General features: G+C 46.8%; 17 protein-coding genes and 2 pseudogenes. 7 read left to right on the top strand and 12 right to left on the bottom strand.

Annotated features, from left to right (window positions below; translation table 11 throughout):
- Complete coding sequence (recN, locus tag NBH07_RS03375) at nucleotides 1–1,665, top strand: DNA repair protein RecN (protein WP_008779726.1); 1,665 nt, start codon at nucleotides 1–3, stop codon at nucleotides 1,663–1,665.
- 75 nt (nucleotides 1,666–1,740) lie between these two features.
- Nucleotides 1,741–2,373 carry a hypothetical protein gene (locus NBH07_RS03370; RefSeq protein WP_008779727.1) on the top strand — a complete coding sequence of 211 codons (633 nt, stop codon included), beginning with the start codon at nucleotides 1,741–1,743 and terminating at the stop codon, nucleotides 2,371–2,373.
- On the opposite strand, the pseudogene NBH07_RS03365 reads toward NBH07_RS03370, so the two are convergent.
- The 5 genes and pseudogenes from NBH07_RS03365 to NBH07_RS03345 all read right to left on the bottom strand — a co-directional run bounded on the left by NBH07_RS03365 (nucleotide 2,370) and on the right by NBH07_RS03345 (nucleotide 9,592).
- Nucleotides 2,370–3,148: pseudogene (locus NBH07_RS03365) on the bottom strand (LytR/AlgR family response regulator transcription factor). The gene NBH07_RS03370 and the pseudogene NBH07_RS03365 overlap by 4 nt on opposite strands.
- The gene (locus NBH07_RS03360; RefSeq protein ID WP_005857611.1) at nucleotides 3,141–4,181 is read right to left on the bottom strand and encodes a sensor histidine kinase; all 1,041 of its coding nucleotides are present in this window, start codon (nucleotides 4,179–4,181) and stop codon (nucleotides 3,141–3,143) included. The pseudogene NBH07_RS03365 and the gene NBH07_RS03360 overlap by 8 nt, the downstream one beginning before the upstream one ends.
- 3 nt (nucleotides 4,182–4,184) lie before the next feature.
- Nucleotides 4,185–5,495, bottom strand: coding sequence for a TolC family protein (locus tag NBH07_RS03355; RefSeq protein ID WP_009017266.1), 1,311 nt, complete (start codon nucleotides 5,493–5,495; stop codon nucleotides 4,185–4,187).
- Between the two features lie 9 nt (nucleotides 5,496–5,504).
- Nucleotides 5,505–8,546 (bottom strand): efflux RND transporter permease subunit, encoded by a 3,042-nt coding sequence (locus tag NBH07_RS03350; protein WP_009017267.1) that lies wholly within the window; start codon nucleotides 8,544–8,546, stop codon nucleotides 5,505–5,507.
- Nucleotides 8,547–8,551: 5 nt separating this feature from the next.
- Nucleotides 8,552–9,592, bottom strand: a complete 1,041-nt coding sequence (locus NBH07_RS03345) for an efflux RND transporter periplasmic adaptor subunit (RefSeq protein ID WP_009017268.1) — start codon at nucleotides 9,590–9,592, stop codon at nucleotides 8,552–8,554.
- A gap of 305 nt (nucleotides 9,593–9,897) precedes the next feature.
- Here NBH07_RS03345 and NBH07_RS03340 point away from each other — a divergent pair, with 305 nt between their 5' ends.
- The 3 genes from NBH07_RS03340 to NBH07_RS03330 are packed head-to-tail and all read left to right on the top strand — an operon-like array spanning nucleotide 9,898 to nucleotide 11,692.
- On the top strand, nucleotides 9,898–10,488 hold the full coding sequence (locus NBH07_RS03340; RefSeq protein WP_009275066.1) for a thymidine kinase: 591 nt from the start codon (nucleotides 9,898–9,900) through the stop codon (nucleotides 10,486–10,488).
- Between the two features lie 49 nt (nucleotides 10,489–10,537).
- Complete coding sequence (gene rlmB / locus NBH07_RS03335; RefSeq protein ID WP_008779732.1) at nucleotides 10,538–11,284, top strand: 23S rRNA (guanosine(2251)-2'-O)-methyltransferase RlmB; 747 nt, start codon at nucleotides 10,538–10,540, stop codon at nucleotides 11,282–11,284.
- A 27-nt stretch (nucleotides 11,285–11,311) separates the two neighbouring features.
- Nucleotides 11,312–11,692, top strand: coding sequence for a RidA family protein (locus tag NBH07_RS03330; RefSeq protein ID WP_005862903.1), 381 nt, complete (start codon nucleotides 11,312–11,314; stop codon nucleotides 11,690–11,692).
- 126 nt (nucleotides 11,693–11,818) lie between these two features.
- Here NBH07_RS03330 and NBH07_RS03325 read toward each other — a convergent pair.
- Nucleotides 11,819–13,668 (bottom strand): annotated as a pseudogene (locus tag NBH07_RS03325) (YgiQ family radical SAM protein).
- Nucleotides 13,669–13,822: 154 nt separating this feature from the next.
- Between NBH07_RS03325 and NBH07_RS03320 the strand changes: the two are divergent.
- A complete protein-coding gene (locus tag NBH07_RS03320; RefSeq protein ID WP_005857595.1) occupies nucleotides 13,823–14,824 on the top strand; it encodes a malate dehydrogenase in 1,002 nt (333 codons plus the stop codon).
- An 84-nt stretch (nucleotides 14,825–14,908) separates the two neighbouring features.
- On the opposite strand, the gene NBH07_RS03315 is transcribed toward NBH07_RS03320, so the two are convergent.
- From NBH07_RS03315 to NBH07_RS03295, 5 genes are all read right to left on the bottom strand, one after another.
- Complete coding sequence (locus NBH07_RS03315; RefSeq protein ID WP_022192200.1) at nucleotides 14,909–16,063, bottom strand: carboxymuconolactone decarboxylase family protein; 1,155 nt, start codon at nucleotides 16,061–16,063, stop codon at nucleotides 14,909–14,911.
- A gap of 198 nt (nucleotides 16,064–16,261) precedes the next feature.
- Nucleotides 16,262–18,754, bottom strand: a complete 2,493-nt coding sequence (locus NBH07_RS03310; RefSeq protein ID WP_009017272.1) for a S9 family peptidase — start codon at nucleotides 18,752–18,754, stop codon at nucleotides 16,262–16,264.
- Nucleotides 18,755–18,765: 11 nt separating this feature from the next.
- Entirely contained in the window at nucleotides 18,766–19,347 is a 582-nt protein-coding gene (locus NBH07_RS03305) for a class I SAM-dependent methyltransferase (protein WP_005857587.1), read from the bottom strand.
- On the bottom strand, nucleotides 19,344–20,159 hold the full coding sequence (ispE, locus tag NBH07_RS03300; RefSeq protein ID WP_008779736.1) for a 4-(cytidine 5'-diphospho)-2-C-methyl-D-erythritol kinase: 816 nt from the start codon (nucleotides 20,157–20,159) through the stop codon (nucleotides 19,344–19,346). The genes NBH07_RS03305 and ispE overlap by 4 nt, the downstream gene beginning before the upstream one ends.
- A 636-nt stretch (nucleotides 20,160–20,795) precedes the next feature.
- Nucleotides 20,796–21,188, bottom strand: a complete 393-nt coding sequence (locus NBH07_RS03295; RefSeq protein ID WP_009017273.1) for a helix-turn-helix domain-containing protein — start codon at nucleotides 21,186–21,188, stop codon at nucleotides 20,796–20,798.
- Nucleotides 21,189–21,315: 127 nt separating this feature from the next.
- On the opposite strand from NBH07_RS03295, the gene NBH07_RS03290 reads away from it, so the two are divergent.
- On the top strand, nucleotides 21,316–21,633 hold the full coding sequence (locus NBH07_RS03290) for a hypothetical protein (protein ID WP_172680042.1): 318 nt from the start codon (nucleotides 21,316–21,318) through the stop codon (nucleotides 21,631–21,633).
- Nucleotides 21,634–22,043: 410 nt separating this feature from the next.
- Here the strand turns inward: NBH07_RS03290 and NBH07_RS03285 are convergent, their stop codons facing one another.
- A complete protein-coding gene (locus NBH07_RS03285; RefSeq protein WP_005857578.1) occupies nucleotides 22,044–23,459 on the bottom strand; it encodes an MFS transporter in 1,416 nt (471 codons plus the stop codon).
- Between the last annotated feature and the right edge of the window lie 12 nt (nucleotides 23,460–23,471).

Raw genomic sequence — 23,471 nt, 5'->3', positions numbered from 1 at the left:
ATGTTGAAATCCTTATTTATACAGAACTTTGTCTTGATAGACAATTTGGATATCCGCTTTGATAAAGGCTTCTCGGTGATAACGGGTGAGACCGGAGCGGGAAAATCAATTATATTAGGAGCCTTGTCTTTGGTGCTGGGACAGCGTGCGGATGGCAAGAGTATAAAGAAAGGTTCGGATAAATGTGTGATCGAGGCCGTATTTGATGTCTCAAAATATCAGTTGGAGCCTTTCTTCCTAAGTAACGACCTTGAGTACGACGCGGATAGCTGTATCTTGCGTCGGGAACTTTATGCCTCCGGCAAATCCCGTGCCTTCGTCAATGATTCTCCGGTTTCCCTTACGATCTTAAAAGAGTTGGGAAGCCGCTTGATTGATATCCATTCGCAGCATCAGAACCTATTGTTGGGCGACAACCGTTTCCAGCTGAAAGTGATCGATGTAATGGCCGAAAATGAGATCTTGCTCATTCTTTATAAGAAGGAATTTACTCGTTATCAGGCGTTGCGAAGGGAACTGAAAGATTTGAGGGACAAAGCGGCTCAAAGCAAGCAGGAGGAGGACTATATCCGTTTTCAATTGGAACAATTGGACGAAGCCAACCTTCAACCGGATGAGCAGGATGAGTTGGAGCAAGAGCAAGAAACTCTCTCGCATGCGGAGGAGATCAAAAGCTCTTTATATAAGGTAACCGAACTCTTGGACGGCGAGGAGCAAGGAGCCATCCAAATACTCAAGGAAGCCCTTTCCACCGTGGATTCCTTAGAAAGATATTTCCCGAAAGCCAAGGAGATCTCCGAGCGAATCCGCTCGGCTTATATCGACTTGAATGATCTGGCTTCCGAGACAGACGTTTTAAAGGAAGATGTAGAGTTCAACCCGGAACGATTGGAATGGGTGAATGAACGCTTGAATATCCTTTATACACTTCTGCAAAAACACCGTGTCTCCACCGTGGATGAATTGATTGCTATACGGGATCAATACCAAGAGCAATTGCGTGCGATCGATTCTTTCGATGAGCAAATCGGTTTGTTAGAGAGTCAATTGGATGCCTCGTATAAAGAGTTGCTTCAACAAGCCTCCGTGCTTAGCGAGCAGCGTAAAGTCGCTTCCACGGCGATGGCCTCGCAATTGGTCAAGATGATTATTCCGTTGGGGATGCCGAATACCCGTTTCCGTGTGGACATCCTTCCTCGCAAAGAGCCGGAGAGCGATGGAATGGACGATATCCGATTTATGTTCTCCGCCAATAAGAGCGCGGAATTGCAGCCGGTAGCCCAAACCGCTTCCGGAGGTGAGATCTCCCGGTTGATGCTCTGCATTAAGGCTATGATTGCCGGGTTCACCGCTTTACCTACTATTATCTTTGATGAGGTAGATACGGGGGTATCGGGTGATATCGCCGATAAAATGGGGGATATCATGCAAGAACTCGGAACAAAGATGCAAGTTTTCGCTATCACTCACTTACCTCAGATAGCGGCGAAGGGGCAAGCTCATTATTTTGTTTATAAGAAGGATACCAAAGACCGTACGCTGACCCGTATCAAGCAATTAGAGGGGGAGGAACGTGTGAACGAGGTGGCCCGTATGTTGAGCGGAGCCTCGTTGACAGAGGCTTCTCTTGCCAATGCGAAAGATTTGTTGGGTATCAAGGATTAAACCTTTCTGAAGTAGGGCAGTCTTAGATAAAAGAACAAACGATTCGCTTTATTATTAACTTAAAATTGAAAAGACATGAAACGATTCAGCTTACTATGTGTGTTGGCTATATTGTGCAGTTTACCCGCTTACAGCCAGTTTTGGATCAGTTTTGGGTGGAATGAACCGCATTGTCAAAATTGTCTTTGGATGGAGCAAGCGATGCATTTGCCCGCTCGCCAAGCAGCGGAATACCATAAGATTATCCATAAGTACGGACAGAAAATAGAGAAGGAGGCCCGCCGTGACTATCGGTATTGGGACCGTGCGGCTCGCCGTATTTACGATTTGCGTATGGAAAGGGATCGTAAGATCCAACGTCTATTGACTCCGGCCCAGTTCAATCTATATGTCCGTTTTGTAAGGGAGCATCCGCAACGTATCCATGATTATCGGGGATGGTATGCGAATCCGAGATATCCGGATCGCCGCCCGTCCCATGACTGCCGTCGATATGAGGATAACTATTGGAATTACCGCTGGGGTACCATTCACCATGACAATCATTGGAGAGACGACCGGCATGACTCAGATAGACATTGGGATCGTGACAACCATCGTCATGACTATCGGAAACCAGCGAAACCGGATAAGCCCAAACCTAAAAAGAATAAGAAGGATCGGGACGATAGAAAAGAACGGTATTATAGCAATGGGCGAAAGGTCTAATAATTCAACCATAGCTTGAAAGAGGCCCATTTTTCTTTGCTGACCAATATTTTCTCTTTATGTTCCGGCTTTATGTGGACAATGACCTTATTCTGAAAATAGGGCTCTATTTTCACGATGGATTCGATATTTATGATCGTCTGCCGGTTCGTCCGGAAAAATTTATCGGGATCTAATTGTTCCATGAGTTTATCCAGCGGGAAATCGATTATGTACTCCTTGTTTTGGCGTGTGACAGCGAAGGTGATCTTGTTTAATGAATAAAAGTGGGGATATCCTCCACCTGTAAAGTGATCAGTTTCTCGTTGCCGGAAATAAGGAAACGGGTCCTGTATTTCTTGCCGGGATACGTGAGGGAATGGAGTACTTCCAATAAATCATTTTGCTCTAAGAGCTTCTGGTTGTACTTAGACGTGACATGCTCGAATTTTTGGATGGCTTCCTCCAATCTCTCTTGTCGTATCGGTTTGAGTAGATAATCAATACTGTTTACCGTAAAGGCCCGGACTGCATATTCATCGTAAGCGGTCGTAAAGATAATGAGACTTGTAGGACAAGCCTGTTCTATAAATAAAAAAGAATTTCCATCCGACAACTGGATATCCAGAAAAACGATATCCGGATGCGGATGGGAAGCGAACCAAGCCACGGATGATTCGATGCTTCCGGGTATCTTGATGATATCCCATTGCGGGCGTAATTTCTTTATCATACCTTCCAGTAACCGGGCGGCCGGTTTCTCATCTTCGATAATGGCTACTTGGATATTATTCATAAATAAGTGGGATTGATACGGTGAATTGGTGATCATTTTTTCGGATCTGGATATCCTGCTTACATAGTAATTGATAACGCTCCGACAAATTCTTTAATCCTTTACCGGATGCGTTTGAGACTTTTTTAGGCCGTAATGTATTGCTGACGCATAGATATCGACTGTTCCTTTCAGTATATACCCGTATGGTCATCGGGTTAAAATCGTCGATATAATTATGTTTCACGACATTCTCGGCTAGTAGTTGCAGTGTCAGAGGGGGCAATTGATGGTCAATGACGTTGTCGGGAAGATCGCGTTCCAACGACAAACAATCTCCCAGCCGGACTTGATGGAGGAATATATAGGAATCCAGAAAATCAAGCTCCTCTTTTAAAGAGACGATCTGGCACTGTTGCTGGCGGAGCACGTAACGGTATACCTCGGATAGATGCTGCGTAAACTTGACCGCCGTAGCCGGATCATACTCTATCTCTGCTATCAATGTATTCAAGCTATTGAATAGGAAATGAGGATTTAGCTGGCTTTGGAGAGCGGTATATTTAGCTTGTATAGATTCTGCTTCCAATCTTTGTTTCTCCTTATATAAATTCAATGTATAACGCATCGAATAATTAATCAAGAGAAGGCTGAAAATGATCATCTCCACGAACCAGACGGCTATTACCAAACCGGCCCCTTTTGCCCGGATCACGAAAGGATCGCCAATGCTTGTGATCCATTTCAACGAGATAAACAGGGTACAATTCATAAGTAGCAATAGGATCGCTACCAGCAGATAATGCCATAACATCCGGCTTTTATCGATATAATATAATGGATAGTTGGTAGCCATCCAATGGCTGCTGACCAGTAAACTGAAACCGAACAAGTTGAATACCGCTATCGTGATGGACAAAGCGATCAATGAGATCTTTATATCGGGGATGCGCTCTTGTAGCTCCGTATGATATAACAGCAAGAAATAGGAAAAGACCCCTAATGCCGAAAACAAAAGGATACATGCCGATTTCCCGTATGATATTTCTTTCATGACCTATTCTTTTTTGCGAAGATAATAAATTGCCCGTTCGAAATCCGTCTTCGCCATCTGTGCGTTTAGTTTGGATTGTATATAATTAACCTGAGCTTGCTGATGATATAATTGAGCGTTGATAACCTCGACGATGGAAACATTCCCCTCCTTATAACGCTCCATGGCCATTTGCTCACTTTCGGATGCTTTTGATAATGAGCTCTCGGTTAGTTCGACTTTATCGATAGCTTGTTTATAGTTGTAATGGGCGGTTTGTATTTCCAGCCGGATCTTATCTTGCGTCTTGCTGAGATTCTGTTGAGCCATATTGATGGCGTACGAGGAAGCGTTGCGGGTACTCTTACGTTTTCCCCATTCGAAGAGCGGGATACTGAGCTTGGCGTAGATCGCATAGTTCGGATCTAGGTCGGATTTGAAGTTATAGCCCGGTGAGGAATAACTTCCATCTACTCCAATATGGAATTGGGGTAAGAAATGGGCATCCGCTATTTTCCGGGATGATTCCTGTAACTCGATCTTGTTTTTGGCGATCCGGTATTCCGGCCTGCTGGTTATCGCGTTATCTATCTCATCCGATAAAGGGATAAATTGTTTGAGGGCGATTACGGAATGATCGATCGGCAAGGTATCGCTCGGGTTTACACCAGCGAAAGAATTAAGGGCCAAACGTGCGATCTCGGCGTTATCACGAGTTTGCAATAACTGGAAATCTGCATCGTTTAGCTTTACCTCCGCCATAAGAAGATCGTTTCGATCGATGTATTCGACTTCTACCCGGTGGCGTACGACGTCCACCAGTTGCTGTATGGATGTACGAAATGCCTGTGCCACGAAAACCAGCTCGTGCTGGGCTACCGCATTCCAATAGTAGATATCGGCGTCGTGTAGGGTATTGCTTTTTATACGATCGGATTCATTGGATGCCAACTCTTTTTCTTGCCGTGCTTTTTGGTAGTTGGCACGAATGCCGCCTCCGGTATAAATCGGTTGCGAGAGGGAGAGAGTCGCCCCATATTTCAGATCTTTACCTTGAAAATAAAGGGGGGAATTCATAGATGGCAAATCAATCGATAATTCTAGCGGATTACCGGTATAATTGAAATTACCTTCCGCCGAGAGTTTCGGTTTGAAATCCGCACGGGCCGATTTGATCATTTCCTGTTTCATGGCCTCGTTGTATCCCGCTGCTTTCAAGTCTTGGTTGTATTCCAAGACTTTTTCCCTATATTGCGCTTGATAATCGCTGTTTTGTGCGATTAACGGGAAGGATAGGAAGGATAAGAGACCGCTGATAATATATACTTTGTCCATTTTTATCGTTTATTTGTGAGGTGAATGAATCCGGTAAAACAATGCGTATAACGTCGGGGTTACGAATAACGTAAGTAAGGTGGCGAAGGTGAGTCCGAAGATAATAGTCGCCGCCATTCCACCGAACGCTACGTCGAAAAGTAAAGGCACCATTCCTAAAATAGTCGTGGTAGCCGCCATCAAGACCGGGCGAGTCCTTGAGATGGTTGCCTCTATGATCGAGTCGTATGGAGAGATACCGTTACGACGTTGCGTGTTAATCTCGTCTAATAATACGATTACGTTTTTGATAATCATACCCAAGAGCCCCAACCATCCGGCGATCGGGAAAAAGCCGAAATCGAACCCGGTAAGTAACATACCGATCGCTACCCCGATTAAGGAGAGAGGGAGCACGCAAAGGATGATTATCGGTTGACGGAAATTGGAGAATAAAGCGACCAATATAACAACCAACATCAAGAAAGCCAGCGGGAAGAATTTGACAAGGGCTTGCAATCCCTCTGTCTGGTCTTTATATTGTGAATCCCAGAAGAAGCTATATCCTTGGGGCAGGTTCATTTTCTCGATCTCTTCCCGAATCTCACCGTGTACCTCAGACATGGTGTAACCGTTTTTCACGCCACACATCGCTGCCATAGACAATTGCCGGTTGTAGGTCTTGATCTGCGGATATTCCCATGCGGAGGTTACCTGTCGGGTTACTTGTGACAAGGGTGCGGATTTCTCTCCGTTCCACACCGAGAAATCACCTAATGAACGGGGATCGTCGATTCCGCTCTTCTCCGATTTCAATAAGACCGGGACTTTCTTTTCCTCATCCCGGTAAATCCCGATAACCGTACCTTCCTCGATGGATTTGACGGATTCCATCAAATTAGCCTTGGTGATACCTAAGAAACCGGCTTTTACCGGATCATATACCGGGCGTATCATATAGGTCATATTACCCCATTCATTCCGGGCATCGGTTACTTTCGGGTTCCTTCGCATAATGTCGATAGCTACTCCGGTCAAAGAGTCCAATACCGCCGGGTCCGGTCCGAGGAAACGGGCTTCTATCAAGGCTTCCGTAAGCGGGCTTAACTCAAACTTGTTCACATTGATGAGCGGTTCCGGATATTTTAAGCGAATTGAGTCTTGTAGCAAGGCATGCAATTCCCGGGCCTCTCCGGATGTCTTGCATTTTACCAATAATTGGGCATAGTTTGGTTGGGGACCGAAGCTAACGTTCGATAGATAATAACGGGGCGGTGTCCGTCCGATATAAGAGGAAACCATTTCCGTCTGCGAATATTCTTGGATGGATTCGGCCATATCGGTAGCGTATCGATCGGTTTCCTCGATGGCTGTACCTTCCGGTAGCCACATATCTAAAGTGAAATACTGCTTATCGAGCGAAGGCACGAACACTTTCGGGATAAACTGGAAACTCCATGCGGAGATAACCAATAGAACGGATAAGCTACCTACTGTAGCGTATCGGTATTTGATGACAAGGCGTAGGGAAGACCGAAAATAATCATAGTATTTTCCAGAGAATAATTCCCCTGTTAACTCGTCCGGTCTGGGGCGCCGTACAAACTCTTGGATGAAGAATGGGGTTTGCGTAAGTGCGAACACCCAGCTGAACATCAAGGATACTCCGATCACGATCACTAAGGATGAAAGTAATTCGCCCGTGATATGCGGTGAATAGTAAATGGGCAAGAACGTGAGGATCGCGATAGCCGTAGCCGCCAGTAGAGGCAGGGCGGTGGATGAGCAAGCCCTCATGATCGCGATACGTTTGCGCATGCCTCGTTGCATATTTACCAAGGCAGAGTCCGATACTACGATGGCGTTATCTACCAACATACCCATCGCGATGATGATAGCGGCAAGAGACATTCGTTGCAAGGCGATCCCGTTGGCGAACATGACAATTAAAGTGGCGAAGATAGAGAAAACCAATCCGCTACCGATCAAAAGGCCGTTTTTGAAACCGATAAAGAACAATAAGATCGCTACTACGGTCACGACGGAGATGATCAAGTTCAAGATAAATCCTTGGTTGGCCACGGCGGACTCATATCCTTGGTCGTATATGGAGGTGAGCTCAAAACCCTTGGGCATGGTCTCCGAAAATGATTGAATACGCTTTTTCACGGCCTTGGCCATATCGACCACGTTCCCGGTCGGTATGGTAGAGATAGCGATACCGACCGCTTGCTTGTTATTGATGCGCATGAAGTTTTGGGGCGGAGTCTGGTAACCCTCTTCGATACGGGCGATATCGCCTAGCCGGAAATGCTCGCCGGAATGAGATACGATCGTAAGGTTACGGATATCATCCAAGGAGTAAAAATTACCGGTGGATTCGATACGTATGCGAGTCTCCCCGTTGCGAATACTCCCGGCGTCTACCACTTTATTCTGTCCGTCGAACGCCCGTTTGATATCAGCTGTCGTAATACCCCGATTGGATAAGATCGTGGGGTTTATCCGGATATCGATTACGGGAGTTTGTATGCCGTAGATCTCTACCTTTGCCACGTCTTTTACTTTCAGTAAATCGTCTTTGATCAGTTTGGCTTGATCTTCCAGTTCCCGGTAGGTATAAGATTCTCCGGTCAATCCGTAGAAAACACCCAATACATCGCCAAAATCATCATTGACGATGGAGGTTCCCGCTCCGGAAGGTAATTTGCCTTGTACGTCGTTTACCTTTCGGCGTAGTTTATCCCATAACTGCTGCATCTCATCAGCCCGGATTTCCTTTTTCACGTAGACCGTGATTTTGGAAAGTCCAGCCCGGTTCTCTGTCTTCAGATAGTATAACTCGCCTAAGGATTGAATGGCTTCTTCCAGCACATCCGTCACTTGGGACTGAACTTCCGAGGGGGAGGCGCCGGGATAAGGGGTAAGTACCAAGGCTTGCTTGATCGTAAACGGGGCATCTTCCAGTTTTCCCATCTTTGCGTAAGAGAACAGCCCCCCTGCCAAGATCAGGACTAGCAGGAGCCATGTAACCGCTTTGTTTTTCAGGAAATATTTGATGAATTTTTGCATCTTACTTATTTTTGGATGGTTACGGTACTATTTTCGGAAAGGAAACGTTGCCTTGTCAATACGACAAGGTCATTTTCCGTGATTCCTTCCACGATCTCTATCTGGTTATTTCTTTGCTCACCGAGTTTGACGGGAACGGAGTTAACCTTGTCTCCTTTAACCACCCATACATAATCTCCTTTTTGGGGGCGATGACAGATAGCCGTTAAGGGAAGCCATAGATTTTGAGACCGCTCTTCTTTGGGTAGGTCGATCGAGAGGATTCCACTCATTCCGCCCAGCCATTCCATATCGGGGTTGGGGATAATGGCGGTCAGTAGATAAGAGAGGTTATTGTTTGTCGTACTTTTAGACACATATAAATCGGAAGGGGTGATTGTCCGTTCGGGAGCCGTATCGAAATGGATTCCTATTTGACATAGCTTCTGTTTTTCTTTATCATATAAGTGTAAGGCGACTTCCTCTGGTATATAGGTCTCGATCTTCAGCCTGTCCAGTTCTATGAAGGTAAGGATTGGCTCGGTCGCTTTCACGTCTTGGAAAGGTTCGATATGGATATTTTGGATATACCCGTCGTAAGGGGCGCTCAGATGGGTATCGCTTAGGGCGTTGACGGCGGTCTCGTAATTGGATTTGGCGACAAGGAAATCCGCTTTCGCCTTCTCATAATTACTTCCGGAGATGTTATTCTTTTTGTAAAGGGCCTCGATCCGTTTATACTCTTGGTTGGTTTGCGAGTAGAGCGCCTCTGTTTGCTGCTTGCGAATCAAGAAGTCACGGTTATCGATCGAGAGGATCGTACTGCCTTTGGAGAACGCTTGTCCGGGCCGTAAGTCGAAATTCAAGACGGGGCCATTGATGCGGAAAGATAGGACTGTCTCATTATAGGGCCTTGATAAAAAGGTGTATTCACGACTTCTGTCGGTCTCTGTCTTTTTTATTGGAGAGATAACCTCGACAGGTAAGTTCGTGCCTTCGGACTTTGTGTTCTTTTGGCATGCCGATAAAAGGATGCCCAGAAGCAGGATGTATGAAATTCTTCTCATAAGATATACCTAGTTATTTGTTACCGGGCAAAAATAGAGGCAATAGGTGAGGGAATAAGGCGGATTTTTACTGAACCGGAAGATACCGTCGCTCAACTGGAAAATAGACCGGCCCAACTTTAATTTATAACGAGGCGTGCGATCGATGCCTTACACCGATGGATTGTAGTCGTAATATTTACTGCAACCTGCCTCGCGGCATTACTGCAACCCGGGTTGCAGTGAAAGACAAACCGGGGATGGGGTGAATAAGCTTCCATGGTTCCGCTTTTTTTATGTACTTTTGCGGACAAAAAGAGAAAGTGATGACATTGCCTTCAGAAGAGCATATATTCCAGTATCCGGGACAAGGGCGGATCGAGGTGATTTGCGGTTCCATGTTTTCCGGTAAGACGGAGGAGCTTATCCGCCGTTTGAAGCGGGCTGAATTCGCCAAGCAGCGGGTGGAGATTTTCAAGCCTGCGATCGATACCCGCTATTCGCAGGATAACGTGGTCTCGCACGATAGTAATTCGATTCCTTCTACTCCGGTGGATTCTTCCTCCAGTATCCTATTGTTCACTTCCGAGATCGATGTGGTGGGGATAGACGAGGCCCAGTTTTTCGACGAGGGATTGGTAAACGTATGCAATCAATTGGCCGCTAACGGTATCCGGGTGATCGTGGCCGGGTTGGACATGGACTATAAGGGAGTTCCTTTCGGTCCTATGCCGGAGTTATGCGCTATCGCCGATGAGGTGACGAAAGTGCATGCCATCTGCGTGAAATGCGGACGTTTGGCTTACGTATCCCATCGTATCGTGGGAAATGATAAACGGGTCTTCTTAGGGGAACAATCCGAATACGAGCCTTTATGCCGGGAATGTTATGCGAAGGCTGAAGGTTTGAAGAATTGATTATTTATCCCTACATTTGTGAAATTAATAGTTTTGCGTTATATAAAGTATGAAAGAAAACGAAATGGTGTTCGGCATTCGTGCCGTGATTGAGGCTATACAGGCTGATAAGGAGGTAGATAAGATCCTTGTGAAAAGGGATTTACAAGGGGATCTATCCAAAGAGTTATTTGAGGTACTGAGAGGCCGTGAGATACCGGTACAACGTGTTCCGGCTGAACGCTTGGATCGTTTGACTCGAAAGAATCATCAGGGGGTGATCGCTTTTATGTCGGCGGTTACCTACCAGAGCTTGGAAGATATCATTCCTTTTGTGTATGAGCAAGGAAAAGATCCTTTCATCGTATTGCTGGATGGGGTTACGGACGTGCGTAATTTCGGCGCTATTGCCCGTACCTGCGAGTGTGCGGGAGTCGATACGATCGTGATTCCGGCAAAAGGAAGCGTTTCGGTAAACGCCGACGCGATCAAGACCTCTGCCGGTGCCTTGCATGTATTGCCGGTTTGTAAGGAGAAGAGTATCAACCAAGCGATCCGTTTCTTGCAGCAAAGCGGGGTGAAGGTATTTGCCGCCAGCGAGAAAGCGGCGGAGAATTATACGGCGGTGAAGTATGAAGGACCGGTAGCGATCGTGATGGGAGCGGAGGATACGGGTGTGTCTCCGGAGAACTTGCGCATCTGCGATAATATGGTAAAGATTCCGCAATTCGGAACGATCGGCTCCTTGAATGTATCTGTAGCCACTTCCATTCTGGTGTACGAGGTGGTTCGCCAACGTATGAACGAGCAACAATAATAATATGTATATAAACTAAAGAAGAAAATGAAGAAAGTTATCGCTACAAAAAACGCTCCCGCCGCTATCGGTCCGTATAGCCAAGCGGTGCAAGTAGGTAATATGCTGTTCGCTTCCGGACAACTGGGTATCGATCCTGCTACGGGACTTTTCGTTGAGGGATCCGTAAAGGAACAAACCGCCCAAGCGTTCAAGAATGTTCACGCTATCTTGGCAGAGGCAGGTTATAGCATCAATGATGTCGTAAAAACAACCGTATTTTTAGCGGATATGGGCGACTTCGCCGTTATGAACGAGGTATACGCCTCTCAGTTCGAAGGTGCGTTTCCCGCACGTTCGGCGGTAGCCGTTAAGACACTGCCGAAGAATGGTTTGGTAGAGATCGAGGTGATCGCCGTGAAAGAATAATCATAAGGAATAACGAGAGTAGTCTCATCGCTTGTCGAGACTACTCTCGTTATCCATCAAGACTACTCCCGTGATACGATGCGACTACTCTCGTAATTCATCGATACAGCTAATCTCAAAAGCCTATTATCTTCTTTTTCTGGGAGCGGGATTCATGTCACCCCTCTGTCCGAATAATTTCTCAATCAAATCCTTTCGTCCCATCTTTTGCAATACTTGCATGATCTGACGGCGTGACTCGGGTTTATACCAGAAGAAGAACTGGCGTTGTGCCAACTTTTGTTCTTTTGAGCGGGCCGTATATACTTTCTCCAACGTATAAGGATGATATCCGGTATAATACATCTCCGTAGCCAATGTCATCGGCGTAGGCGTGAAGTCTTGTACTTGCTCCAACTGGAAATGCAAGCTCTTGGTGATCACCGCCAGCTCCGCCATATCCGCCTCGGTACATCCCGGATGGCTGGAAATGAAATAGGGGATGAGTTGCTGGTTCAACCCGTATTGCCGGTTTACCTTATCGAATATCTTCTTGAACTGTCCGAATTGCGAGAAAGACGGTTTACGCATTTGTTTCAACACCTCGTCTTGCGTATGCTCCGGGGCCACTTTCAAACGGCCGGATACGTGGCGGGCGATTAATTCCTCGGTATAGGTTTGAGCTGCCTTGTTTAAAGACTCATCCGCATAACGGTGCAATAACAGGTCATAGCGTACGCCGCTTCCGATAAACGACTTCTTGATCTCGGGAAGTCTATCTACCGCTTTGTAGATATCCAGTAGCGGCGTATGGTCCGCGTTCAAGTTCTTGCAAACGACGGGGGAGATACAAGACGGTTTCTTGCATTTGGCGCAAATTCGCTCATCTTTCCCCTTCATACGGTACATATTGGCGGAAGGGCCTCCCAAATCGCTTAGATATCCTTTGAAATCGGGCATTTCGGTAATCGCTTTCACTTCCTTCAAGATCGATTCCTTGCTTCGGGAGGCGATGAACTTCCCTTGATGCGCCGATATGGTACAGAACGCGCATCCTCCGAAACAACCCCGGTGGATATTCACCGAGAACTTGATCATCTCGAAAGCCGGTATCACTTTCCCTTTGTATTTGGGATGCGGCAAGCGGGTATAGGGAAGGTCGTAGGAAGCATCTATCTCCGCTTCCGTCATTGGCGGGAAGGGAGGATTCACTACGATCATCTGTTTTCCTACCTTTTGCAAGATACGTGAGGCATTGTATTTGTTGGATTCCTCTTCGATATGCCGGAAATTCTTCGCTTGTTTCAATTTATCTTTTAGGCATTCCTCATGTGAGAAGAGCACGATATCGTCGTCTTTCGCATCCTCTTTGTCTGTCAGATAAACCGTTTGGCGGATGTCTTTGATCTCGTTGAAAGGAATGCCGGACTTTAGGCGGCGCACCAATTCCTTGATCGGCTTCTCGCCCATGCCGTAAATTAATAAATCGGCCGGGCTACTAGCAAGGATTCCCGGTAATAGCTTATCTTGCCAATAATCGTAATGCGTAAGCCGGCGTAATGAGGCCTCGATGCTACCCAATACGACGGGGACATCCGGATACAATTCTTTCAGTATTTTAGTATAGACGATGCTCGGATAGTCCGGACGCATTCCCGGACGTTGGTCCGGCGTATAGGCGTCGTCGCTGCGTAATCGCTTATTGGCAGTATAATGGTTGATCATTGAATCCATGGCACCGGCGGATACACCGAAGAAAAGCCGGGGAACGCCGAGCTTCTTGAAATCCCGGTAATCTCCCCGCCAATCCGGTTGCGGTACGATCGCTACCCGTAATCCTTCCGCTTCCAATACACGACCGATCACGGCCGCCCCGAAAGAGGGGTGATCCACATAGGCGTCTCCCGAGAAAAGGATCACGTCGAGGTAATCCCATCCCCGTGCCTCGACTTCTTTCTTCGTTGTGGCAACCAATTGTCTAGTTTAAATGTTTTCATACTACAAAGGTACGTGATAATCTTGGAATAATCATAGAGACGCTATTCATAACTTTTATTTATGGGGGATTCGTTTTTATGATTAGGACAAGAGTTCTCAATCTCGTATCTTTGTGTCGAAAAGAAAAATAAACATTTAAAAACAAGGTTTCTTATGAAAACACTCACAGACGAGAAGCTGACGATTGTCGGCGCAGCAGGTATGATCGGTTCTAATATGGCACAGACCGCTATTATGATGGGACTAACTTCTAACATTTGTTTGTACGACCCTTACGCACCGGGTTTGGAGGGAGTCGCCGAGGAATTATTCCATTGTGGTTTCGAGGGTGTAAACATCACTTTTACCTCAGACATCAAGGAGGCTTTGACTGGCGCTAAATATATCGTTAACTCCGGTGGTGCCGCAAGAAAGGCAGGTATGACCCGTGAGGATCTCCTAAAAGGAAACGCCGCTATCGCCGAGGAGTTCGGCAAGAACGTAAAGGCTTATTGCCCGGACGTAAAGCATATCGTGGTTATTTTTAACCCGGCGGATATTACCGGTTTGATTACCTTATTGTATTCCGGCTTGAAACCTTCTCAGGTTACGACGTTGGCCGCATTGGATTCAACTCGTTTACGCAGTGAGTTGGCAAAACATTTCGGTATCTCTATGGATCAGGTTGAGAATTGTCGTACGTATGGCGGTCATGGCGAGCAAATGGCTGTTTTCGCCTCTACCGCTAAGGTGGATGGCAAGCCTTTGACGGAACTTATCGGTACGGATGCCTTGACGAAAGATCAATGGGCGGAGATACAAACCAAGGTTACGAAGGGTGGCGCTAACATTATCGCTTTGCGGGGCCGTTCTTCCTTCCAAAGCCCGTCATATGTATCTATCGAGATGATCGCAGCTGCGATGGGTGGTAAACCGTTCCGTTGGCCGGCTGGCGCTTATGTATCAAACGGTAAGTTCGATCATATCATGATGGCTTGGGAGACCTCAATTACGAAAGACGGCGTAGCGTTGAAAGAGGTGCACGGTACACCGGAAGAAGAGGCTGCCTTGGAGAAGAGCTACAAGCACCTTTGCGCTTTACGTGACGAGGTGATCGCTATGGGCGTGCTTCCCGCTATTTCCGAATGGCATAAATTGAATCCGAATATCAAATGATCGAATAACAAGTCATTTAGATTTTCACGGATATATGAAATCCCCGCTTAGATGGCTTCGTGCCGGAAAGCGGGGATTCTTGTTTTATTTTATCTTTAGTCCGGGGATCAGGGGCGTGCTATCTACCAGCTCCAACTCTTGCACCATCTGTAATGTTCCTTGTTTGTATTTCTGGAAATGGGGCGTTTGGATATGGCTTTTATAAGCGTCTTGATCTGCGTAAATCTCTAGGATGGTTACTTTATTTGGATGTTCTTTCTCCGATACGGCATACAGTGTAAGAACACCCGGCTCTAGACGCATGGAAGCCTCGATCTCTTCTTCCAGAAAGGCGTTATAACGCTCCAACTGGGCGGGATCGACCGTGATCTTGGATAGGCGGACTAAGTTCTTCTTTGGGGCGGGCTGAGAGGATTCCTTAATGATTTTCAACGCTTTGATAGCGGAAGGGAAGCCGATATAAGGAAGACATTGTATAACCGCCGCCGTTAAGGTCTCCTTGCTATTGCCGGCCAGTAAGTTCCCTTCGAGATGCGAGTGTAGTTGGCTTTCGGCTTCAAGGGTCGTTAGTATGCAATAAGCCAGTAACTCCCGGGTTTTCAGGTCTAGCCCGTTGCGAGTATAGATATCTCCGAAGCAGAATTCGGTGAGGAATCGCTCTACTTCCGGACCCATATTTCCCGGGACGTTCCTCATGGCCTCTTTGATTCCCTCGCCGTAAAGCCGGCTTTGTATGGCTTGTCCTTTCTCGTGGCGATCTTCTTCCGTAACGGTAGCTTGTCTCTCCAGAGGCGAAGCGATGCCTTGTTGCTTAAAGACTTCGTTGATGGTATTTAAGGCATTCAATGTCTTCGGGAAACCGATAAACGGAGCGCATAGGTATATCGCCTCCCGTAGCTCGATGGGAGTGACGCCTACGTTTAGCGCCGCTTTGGCGTGGGCGTTCAGTTGGGGCAAGGTTTGCATCGTGGCTAATACGGTGCAAGTGATAAGCTCCCGGGTCTTTTTATCAAGATCTCCTGTGCGGAATACCTCCCCGAAGATGAATTTCTGGAGAATGTCCATCATTTCCGGATCTGTTCCTTGTCCGGTCAATGCCTCGCCTCCGAATAGCTCGGTGTAATTCTTTTTACAGCGTTCGATTCTGTCCATATTTTGTTCTGTTTTAGAAGTTGGGATATCTTGTGCGAAGGCTGGTATGAAGCCTAGCAGGAAGAGTGCGATTGCTTTTGTTTTCATAAGGATATCATTATTGTTTAACATTACAAAGATATTCGGATTTATCTCAGGCGCATGTATACATATTACGGATCTTTGTATCAAAATTACCGTTCGTAAACGGAGCTGATCCGGATGACAGCCGGGGTTGGGCAAACGAATAAAGCGCCTGCGATTCCCTCGCGGGAGACACAGGCGCTTTCGTTCAAATAAATATTCTTATAAAGTACGATCCGGATATAAGGCTTTCCACCATTCCGGCTCGTCTTTCAGCCATTTGGCGAACCATGCGTAGATGGTATTTTGCCAGCCTATACGCTTCTGATAACCTACGATACCATGATTCTCGCCATCCACCTGCACGAATTCCACGGTCTTTCCTAGGATCTTCAAGGCGGCGAACATCTGGATACTTTCCCCGATGGGTACGTTCGTATCGGCGTTGCCGTGAAGCAATAGGAGCGGGGTATTGATCTTATCGGCGTTGAACAACGGGCTTTGCTTGGTAAAGAACTCCGGGGCGTTCCAAGGATAAGTCCCGGCGTTCGCTACGGAGCAATAGCCATATCCCCAATAACCTTCTCCCCAATAGCTACTCAACGCGCTGATACCGGCATGGCTGATAGCGGCGGCGAAAATGTCCGTACGGGTTTGTAGGTATTGTGTCATGAATCCGCCGTAGCTGGCACCGATGCAACCGATTTTCTTCTCGTTCACGAACGAATGCTCCTTACAGAACAGCTTGGTACCTTGGATGATCTCATCGGCGGTCTTCAGGCCCCATGCGTTCACATGGCGGGCGGCGAATTCCTGTCCGAAGCCCGTTGTTCCACTCGGATTCAAGGTGTAGACCACGTATCCGAGAGCGGCGTACATATGCATGGAATAACGCATCTCCAGCGCACGGTTCGTCGGGGAAGTACCGCCATAGTAATAAACGATCATCGGATATTTCTTATTCGGATCGAAATGAGGCGGCAGGTAATAACGGCCTTGGATAGTCGTACCGTCATCCGACTTGAAGTTCCAGTCGTGTACCTCGCCTAAGGCGATATCTTTTAATTTATCTTGCGAGAGATCATACACCAAGCGGTTCTTTCCTCCTTTCAGGTCGTAAGCGTAAAGGCGGTTGGCGTTGGACGCGCTCTGTCCGTAATAGAAGAGAACCGGAGCGTTGTCGGCCAACGCATACGACATGATAATATCCTCGGAGGCGGCTACTTGCTTGATCTTCCCGTTTGCTGGGTCGCACGTATAGATCCGTTGATAATCCTCATCCTCGCAGAGGATATAGATTTGCCCGTTGAAGCGGTTCCATACGGCATCGATCACGTTCGGATTGAAGTCCTTGGTGAGAGGGGAGGCTTTACGGCTTGCCAGATCGTATAGGAATAACTGCCCGTCGTACGAGTTGGAGATCTGTCCTTGCTTGATATTTCGTCCGATCCCGTCGAAAGCGTCGCCTGCCCCAGCTACCAATAACTGTTTACCGTCGGGCGAGAAGGCGGCTTGGTTTACGTACGGGGCTTTCTCCCAGATCGTATCGATCGCCATGGTCTGCAAATCCAATTTATAAAGGGAGTTGCGGGAGTGCGGCAAGGAGGTGTACACCCGGTCGCTGGTGCTGAACAATAGATAGCGGCTATCAGCGCTGATATCATTGATATAAGTGTCCGTATGCCCGAAAGTAAGTTGCTCGTACAAACCTGTTTTTAAGTCATACCGCCAGATAAAGGAGCGGTCACGGAAACCCGGGATACGGTCTGCCGGCTCTAATACACGGATCAAGTCCGTCCCTTCCTTGGGACCTTCCTCTTCTACGGTATAGAGAAGCGTGGACTCATCGGGGGTGAATACGAACCGCCCTTTCGGAAGGTTCGGGACTAATACCGTTTGTTGGTAGGTAGACGGATCTACGGTTACCAACTCCGTACCGTCCAGACCGGTGCGGGTGTAATACAATCGATTGCTTTTAGGCATCCATTTGGCGGTTGTCAAGAAACCTCCGTCTTGCAATAAGACCCGTCCCGTAGCGGCATCCATCAATTGCCCGTACGATTCGCTCTTGCTCTCCGGGAACCGGTTGACGTATTTTACCAAGGCATACTTTCCGTTCGGGGAGACACTTACGCCTTGGAAATCCTTTCCTTCTAGGATATTCAGAAGGGTGTAGCGTTTCTCCGGGTTCAAGGAAGCTACGACTTTCGCTTCCGCCTCGCTCTTGAAGGTAGCCTTTAGGCTGGGAGGACAAGTGTCTGTTTCCGCTGTCAGGTATTTAACGACTACTTGATAGCGGCGGGGTTCCATCACCAACTCGGAGGAGGCTCCGACCGGTTTATCATTGACGAATACTTCGAACGCCCCGGGACCCGATATATCGAGCGTGCCTTTTACGTACCGGTCGCTGTTCAAGAAGAAAGAGAATAGATGCAGGGCATATCCTTTTCGCGGGGCAGCGAAGGTGATTGCGCCTGCCGTGTCAGCGTCGAGTACCGTGGCGTTCGCAAGCGTTTGCTCGAACGGTAAGGTCGCTTTTAATAGATTCTTCGCCTCGAAAGGCTTGCCATTTACGTTGAGGCTGTCCGCTAGGATCGGCTTGTTGACCGTGAACGGGCCTGCGTGCTGGAATTGCGTTACTTTCACGTCTTCCATGGCGTAAAGCGAAAGGGCGGAAAGAAGCAATGCCGGAATTAAGTTAGTTTTTCTGTCCATATATAATTAGTTTAGGATAAACGTTTTCCGCAAACGATGTAAAGCTGTTCGGTATCCTCTACGACGAGCGGAAGAAGATAAGGCTCCATCAATGCCGCCACCTCTCGGGCCGGGGGCAAGGGCAGCGATAATCGATCGGCGTGCCGATGGTGGTGCGTATTGATCTTTTCCTTGCTCTCGCTGTGGCAGATAACCAATTTACCGCCGGGCGCGAGCAAGCCGCTCATATGCTCGATCAACCGTTCCGGCCGCATGAAATGCGGGTAAGCGCTATATAGGATAATATAGTCGAATCCTTTCCCCTCGTAGCTCATAGCGTCCTCTTGGAGGAACTCGATGAGCGGATGATCCGGATATTTCATGCGTGCTTTCTCGATCATTTGGCCCGCTATATCGATAGCTACGATTTGGCGGGGTTCGTACGGCAGCAGGTAACTTTCCAATATCCCCGTGCCGCAACCGACATCGAGGATGCGGGCGTTCTGCCGCAGGTTGGTACGATCCAATATCGTCCGGATCTTTCCCGGATCATGTACGCAGACAGCGTCCCAGCGTTCCGCCATCGTATCAAAAAAAGTCTCTATTTGATTCATGATAATTGTCCTTCCCATAGAAAACAATCGCTGAACAGGGATTGTTCCTTGAAATGGGTTGGTTTTTCGAACAAACCGAACACGGACGATCCGGAGCCGGACATGGCGGCATATAAGGCGCCTCCCTCGTATAAGGTATCCTTGATCCGCTCGATCACGGGATGTCTCGGGAATACGCTTCGCTCGAAATCGTTCACCATCCGCTCTTTCCATTCGGATACCGGTAGCCGGATGATCTCTTTCAAGGAGGTCTCGGGCGCGGCGGGTGTTACCATCGAATAGGCTTCGGGGGTGGAGACGGCTACATCCGGTTTTACCAAGCATAGATAATAATCCTTCAAGGACAAGTCCACGGGCTCGAATTGGTTTCCCGTGCCGGTCGCGAATACCGGCGTGTTACGGATAAAGAACGGGCAATCGGCTCCGATGGTGGACGCTATCGCCTCCAACTCATCCGGGTGAATATCCAAACCGCAGAAATCATTGACCAGCTTCAACATAAAAGCGGCATCGGCGGAACCTCCTCCAAGCCCGGCGCCAAAAGGTATCGCTTTCAACAAATGGATCTCTAGCGGGGGAATCTCGTATCTCGTCTTTAGGGCGTTCAGTGCTTTTATGACGAGGTTCTTCTCTTGGGGAGCGTCTACCGGGATTCCGGTTTGCGTGAAACAGGTCCGATCCGAGGCGACGATCTCGAGGGCATCCCTCACGGGGATCGGATAGAAGATGGTCTCTATATTATGATAACCGTCCGGACGTTTGCTTACCACGTTCAGACCTAGGTTTATCTTGGCATTCGGGAAACAGATCATAGTATTTAATGTTTGTTTTATGTGATACGCGAAGATAAGAAGATATCCTTATAAACGTTCTGTTTTATCGGGTGAACTATATATGGCTTTAATAAGGGGCCCACGATGGGCATCACGCGTAAAAGAGTAGGTTTGACGTTTTGACATTCTGTAATCTAAACTCCCGGAGAAGCGTTTTTTCCGGGCTAAGGTACGCCTTGCTTCCGAAAATGGCATAGAATAATAGCATCTGGTTGTCTTGTAGTGTTTTATGGAAATAGGCCTTTTTATTCTAGCGAGATTAATTCATCGTATCTCATATTTTTAGGTGAAAATAGCCATTTTATACGGGTGTATCGATCAATTCTATAGGATGCGAGGGCTGTTTCTTCCGTATGTATCGCCTAATACATACGGTTGCGTTACCTAATACATACGGTCGTGTTGCCTAATACAGCCTTTTGTGTTACCTAACTCTATTACTTTTGAGTCCAAACAGGGGTGTTTAGGCAAGAAAATGAGGGAAAACGTAGATTTCATCATAGGTCTCTCCCTCTTTTTCTCTATTTGTAAAAAGGTCTTGACATCGTTATTCTGTTATTTCGATCATAATGTCAAGATTATCTCATTTTCGCTTACGGTCTCTATAATCGATACTTATTTATCCTTTATGATTTCATGGAGCATGGCAACCTTTTCTTGCTCGGCCTTTAGTAATCGTTCGTAAAGCTCGACTATTTTATCGATGGGATTGAAAGTTTGATTTTGAATGCTTCCGGCTGCAGTTGCGTTATCTTGCCATGTGCCAGAATAAATATTGATAAGCGCTCCTTCATTAAGCTCCGTGATCGCCTCTATCGGAATGTCCAAAGCTTTAGTTATCTTTTCCAATACTTCAGGTTCCAATTCGTCTTTTTTCTCGTAGCCAGATAAGGTGGCTTGTGATACCCCTATTTTGTCGGCTAGCACTTCTTGTTTGATGCCTCTCCATTCTCTCCAACGTTTTAAGTTGGCTCCATGACTATTTCTTTTGGTAAATGTTGTTTCCATGTCAGTTTTTATTGATCCTGTCACAAAAATAAGTATTAAATCTGAGTTATCTTACTATCATGTCAGATATCCGGGGTAACCGCACCCAATTTTATTCATAGCCAGAGAAACATAAATTCATCGTAATTTGTTAGGTGTCTATCATGATGATCCTGCATTACCGACAATACGTAGTCAGATATATCATTTATCCCTGTCATCTGATAATATTAGTCGTGACATTGATATTTTATCAGGGGGATTGATGGTATATCAGCAGGCGGTAAGCTTATTTTGTCTGCGAATGATAAACACAGAAATCAATGGAAACTCAAAATCAATATCCTCAAAAGGATTATTCCGAGATAATAAGCTTATCCCATCAAGTAATTGGTTTGCCGGTAAGGAAAGCGCAGATGTTATTGAAGAATCTGGATTTATGTACGATCACTTATACGTGGAATGATGTAAGCCAGATTACATTGGAAGTCGTGTTCAAAACCTCCACGCTCACTTGCCTTTTTAATCAAAACGACATTTGTGAAGCTGTATATCTATTCTTAACTGATAATAAGGATCTAATGAAATATATAAGCCACTGCGTTAAGACCTATACATATGATTTCCTTTTGGATGGCTGGACCACGGATAAATGCCACATTTCAATATGCCGTTCCGAAAATCAAGGGTGTTTTTTATTAATATTACCGCTAAAAAAGATTTTATGAATAAGGCATATTGTAGTTGTTTCGCTACTTCTCTTTTTCAAACGAACTTTTTGTGTGTTCCAATGACGATGGTTTTCAGTCATCAAAAAGAAAGACGCTGTAAACTTGGTTTACAGCGCCTTCCATTTATTTAGGGTTATGAGCTTTATTAAGGCTCCGCGATCATCTCTTTAGCGATTATCTCGGCCTCGGCTTTATCGGCGTCCTTTTGGATGTTCGGCAATTCAAGGCCGTAGCCTTTGATCCGGTCCTCACGTTTCAACATCAAGGCGATGAAGAGGGCGAGTACACCGAAGCAGGTGAAGACTGCCATCGGTATCGTATAGTCGTAAGCCGGTTTGCCCGTACCATTGTCGATCTTGCAATACGTATCCAATATCCAGCCGATTAATAAGGGAACCATACTCAGACCGATATTCTGTACCCAGAAAATCAAGGCATAAGCCGTGCCTAATTGCTTCTCCGGGATAATCTTCGGAACAGATGGCCACATCGCCGATGGGACCAAGGAGAAAGCGATACCCAATACGATCATCACGATCGTGGCGAACCACCACTGATTCAAGATCGGAAGCGTGAATAATAAATGCACGCCGATCAACATCAAGGCGCCAAAGATCATGATCGTCGCCCCTTTACCCTTGCGGTCGTATAAGTTACCGAAGAACGGAGTCAGAAGAATCGTGCCGAAAGGTAAGATAGCCGGAATGTTTCCCGCCAACTCCGGATCTACGTTATATTTATTGACCATCAAGTCCGTAGCGTATTTCAAGAAGGGGAATACGGCCGAATAGAATAATACGCAAAGCAGAGCGATCAACCAGAAACCCTTATTAGTAACGATCAATAAGATATCTTTCAAACGGAAAGGCTCTTCCTCCTCGGCTTGCTCGATAGCGTCCATCGAAGCGTCCAGCTTGCGATCCATCACGCAAAATACGAGGAAGGCGATCAAACCGATACACAACATACAAAGACAAAGCAAGATAGGAGCGGAGATGCTACCGAAGTACTTGGCGGCGGGAACCGTGATAGATAAAGCCAAGGCCGTACCCAAACGAGCCGTAGCCATCTCCAAGCCCATAGCCAACGCCATCTCTTTTCCCTTGAACCACCGTACGATAATCTTAGATACCGTGATACCGGCGGTCTCCACGCCGACACCGAAGATCGCGTATCCGAGGGCGGCCACCATCACTTGCGCTTTCCATCCGAAAAGCTCTCCTTCCATCGTAAACGCATCCGAGATGGCGTAATATTTAATGGAACAACCGATAATCATCAAGATACAGGAAGCGACACCCGTGAAACGGACACCCATCTTATCCAGAACGATACCACCAATGATCAACATGAAGAGAAATACGTTGAACCAGCCGTAAGCGCTGGTGAACCAACCATATTCCGTACTCGTCCAGCTTAGCTGTTCTTCCAACATCGGTTTAAGCGGAGCCATTACATCCGTAAGGAAGTATCCGCAAAGCATCGTGAATGCCGCCAAAGCGAGTACACTCCAGCGTGCGACTTTCGAGTCGCTTAGTTTCTGATGAATTTTTTCTATCATGATATTTGTTTT

The sequence above is a fragment of the Parabacteroides sp. B2-S-102 genome (assembly GCF_023656665.1).
Taxonomy (GTDB): Bacteria; Bacteroidota; Bacteroidia; order Bacteroidales; family Tannerellaceae; genus Parabacteroides; species Parabacteroides distasonis.
The sequence above is the reverse complement of the archived record's forward strand: the minus strand, read 5'-3'. Positions and strand labels throughout refer to the sequence as shown.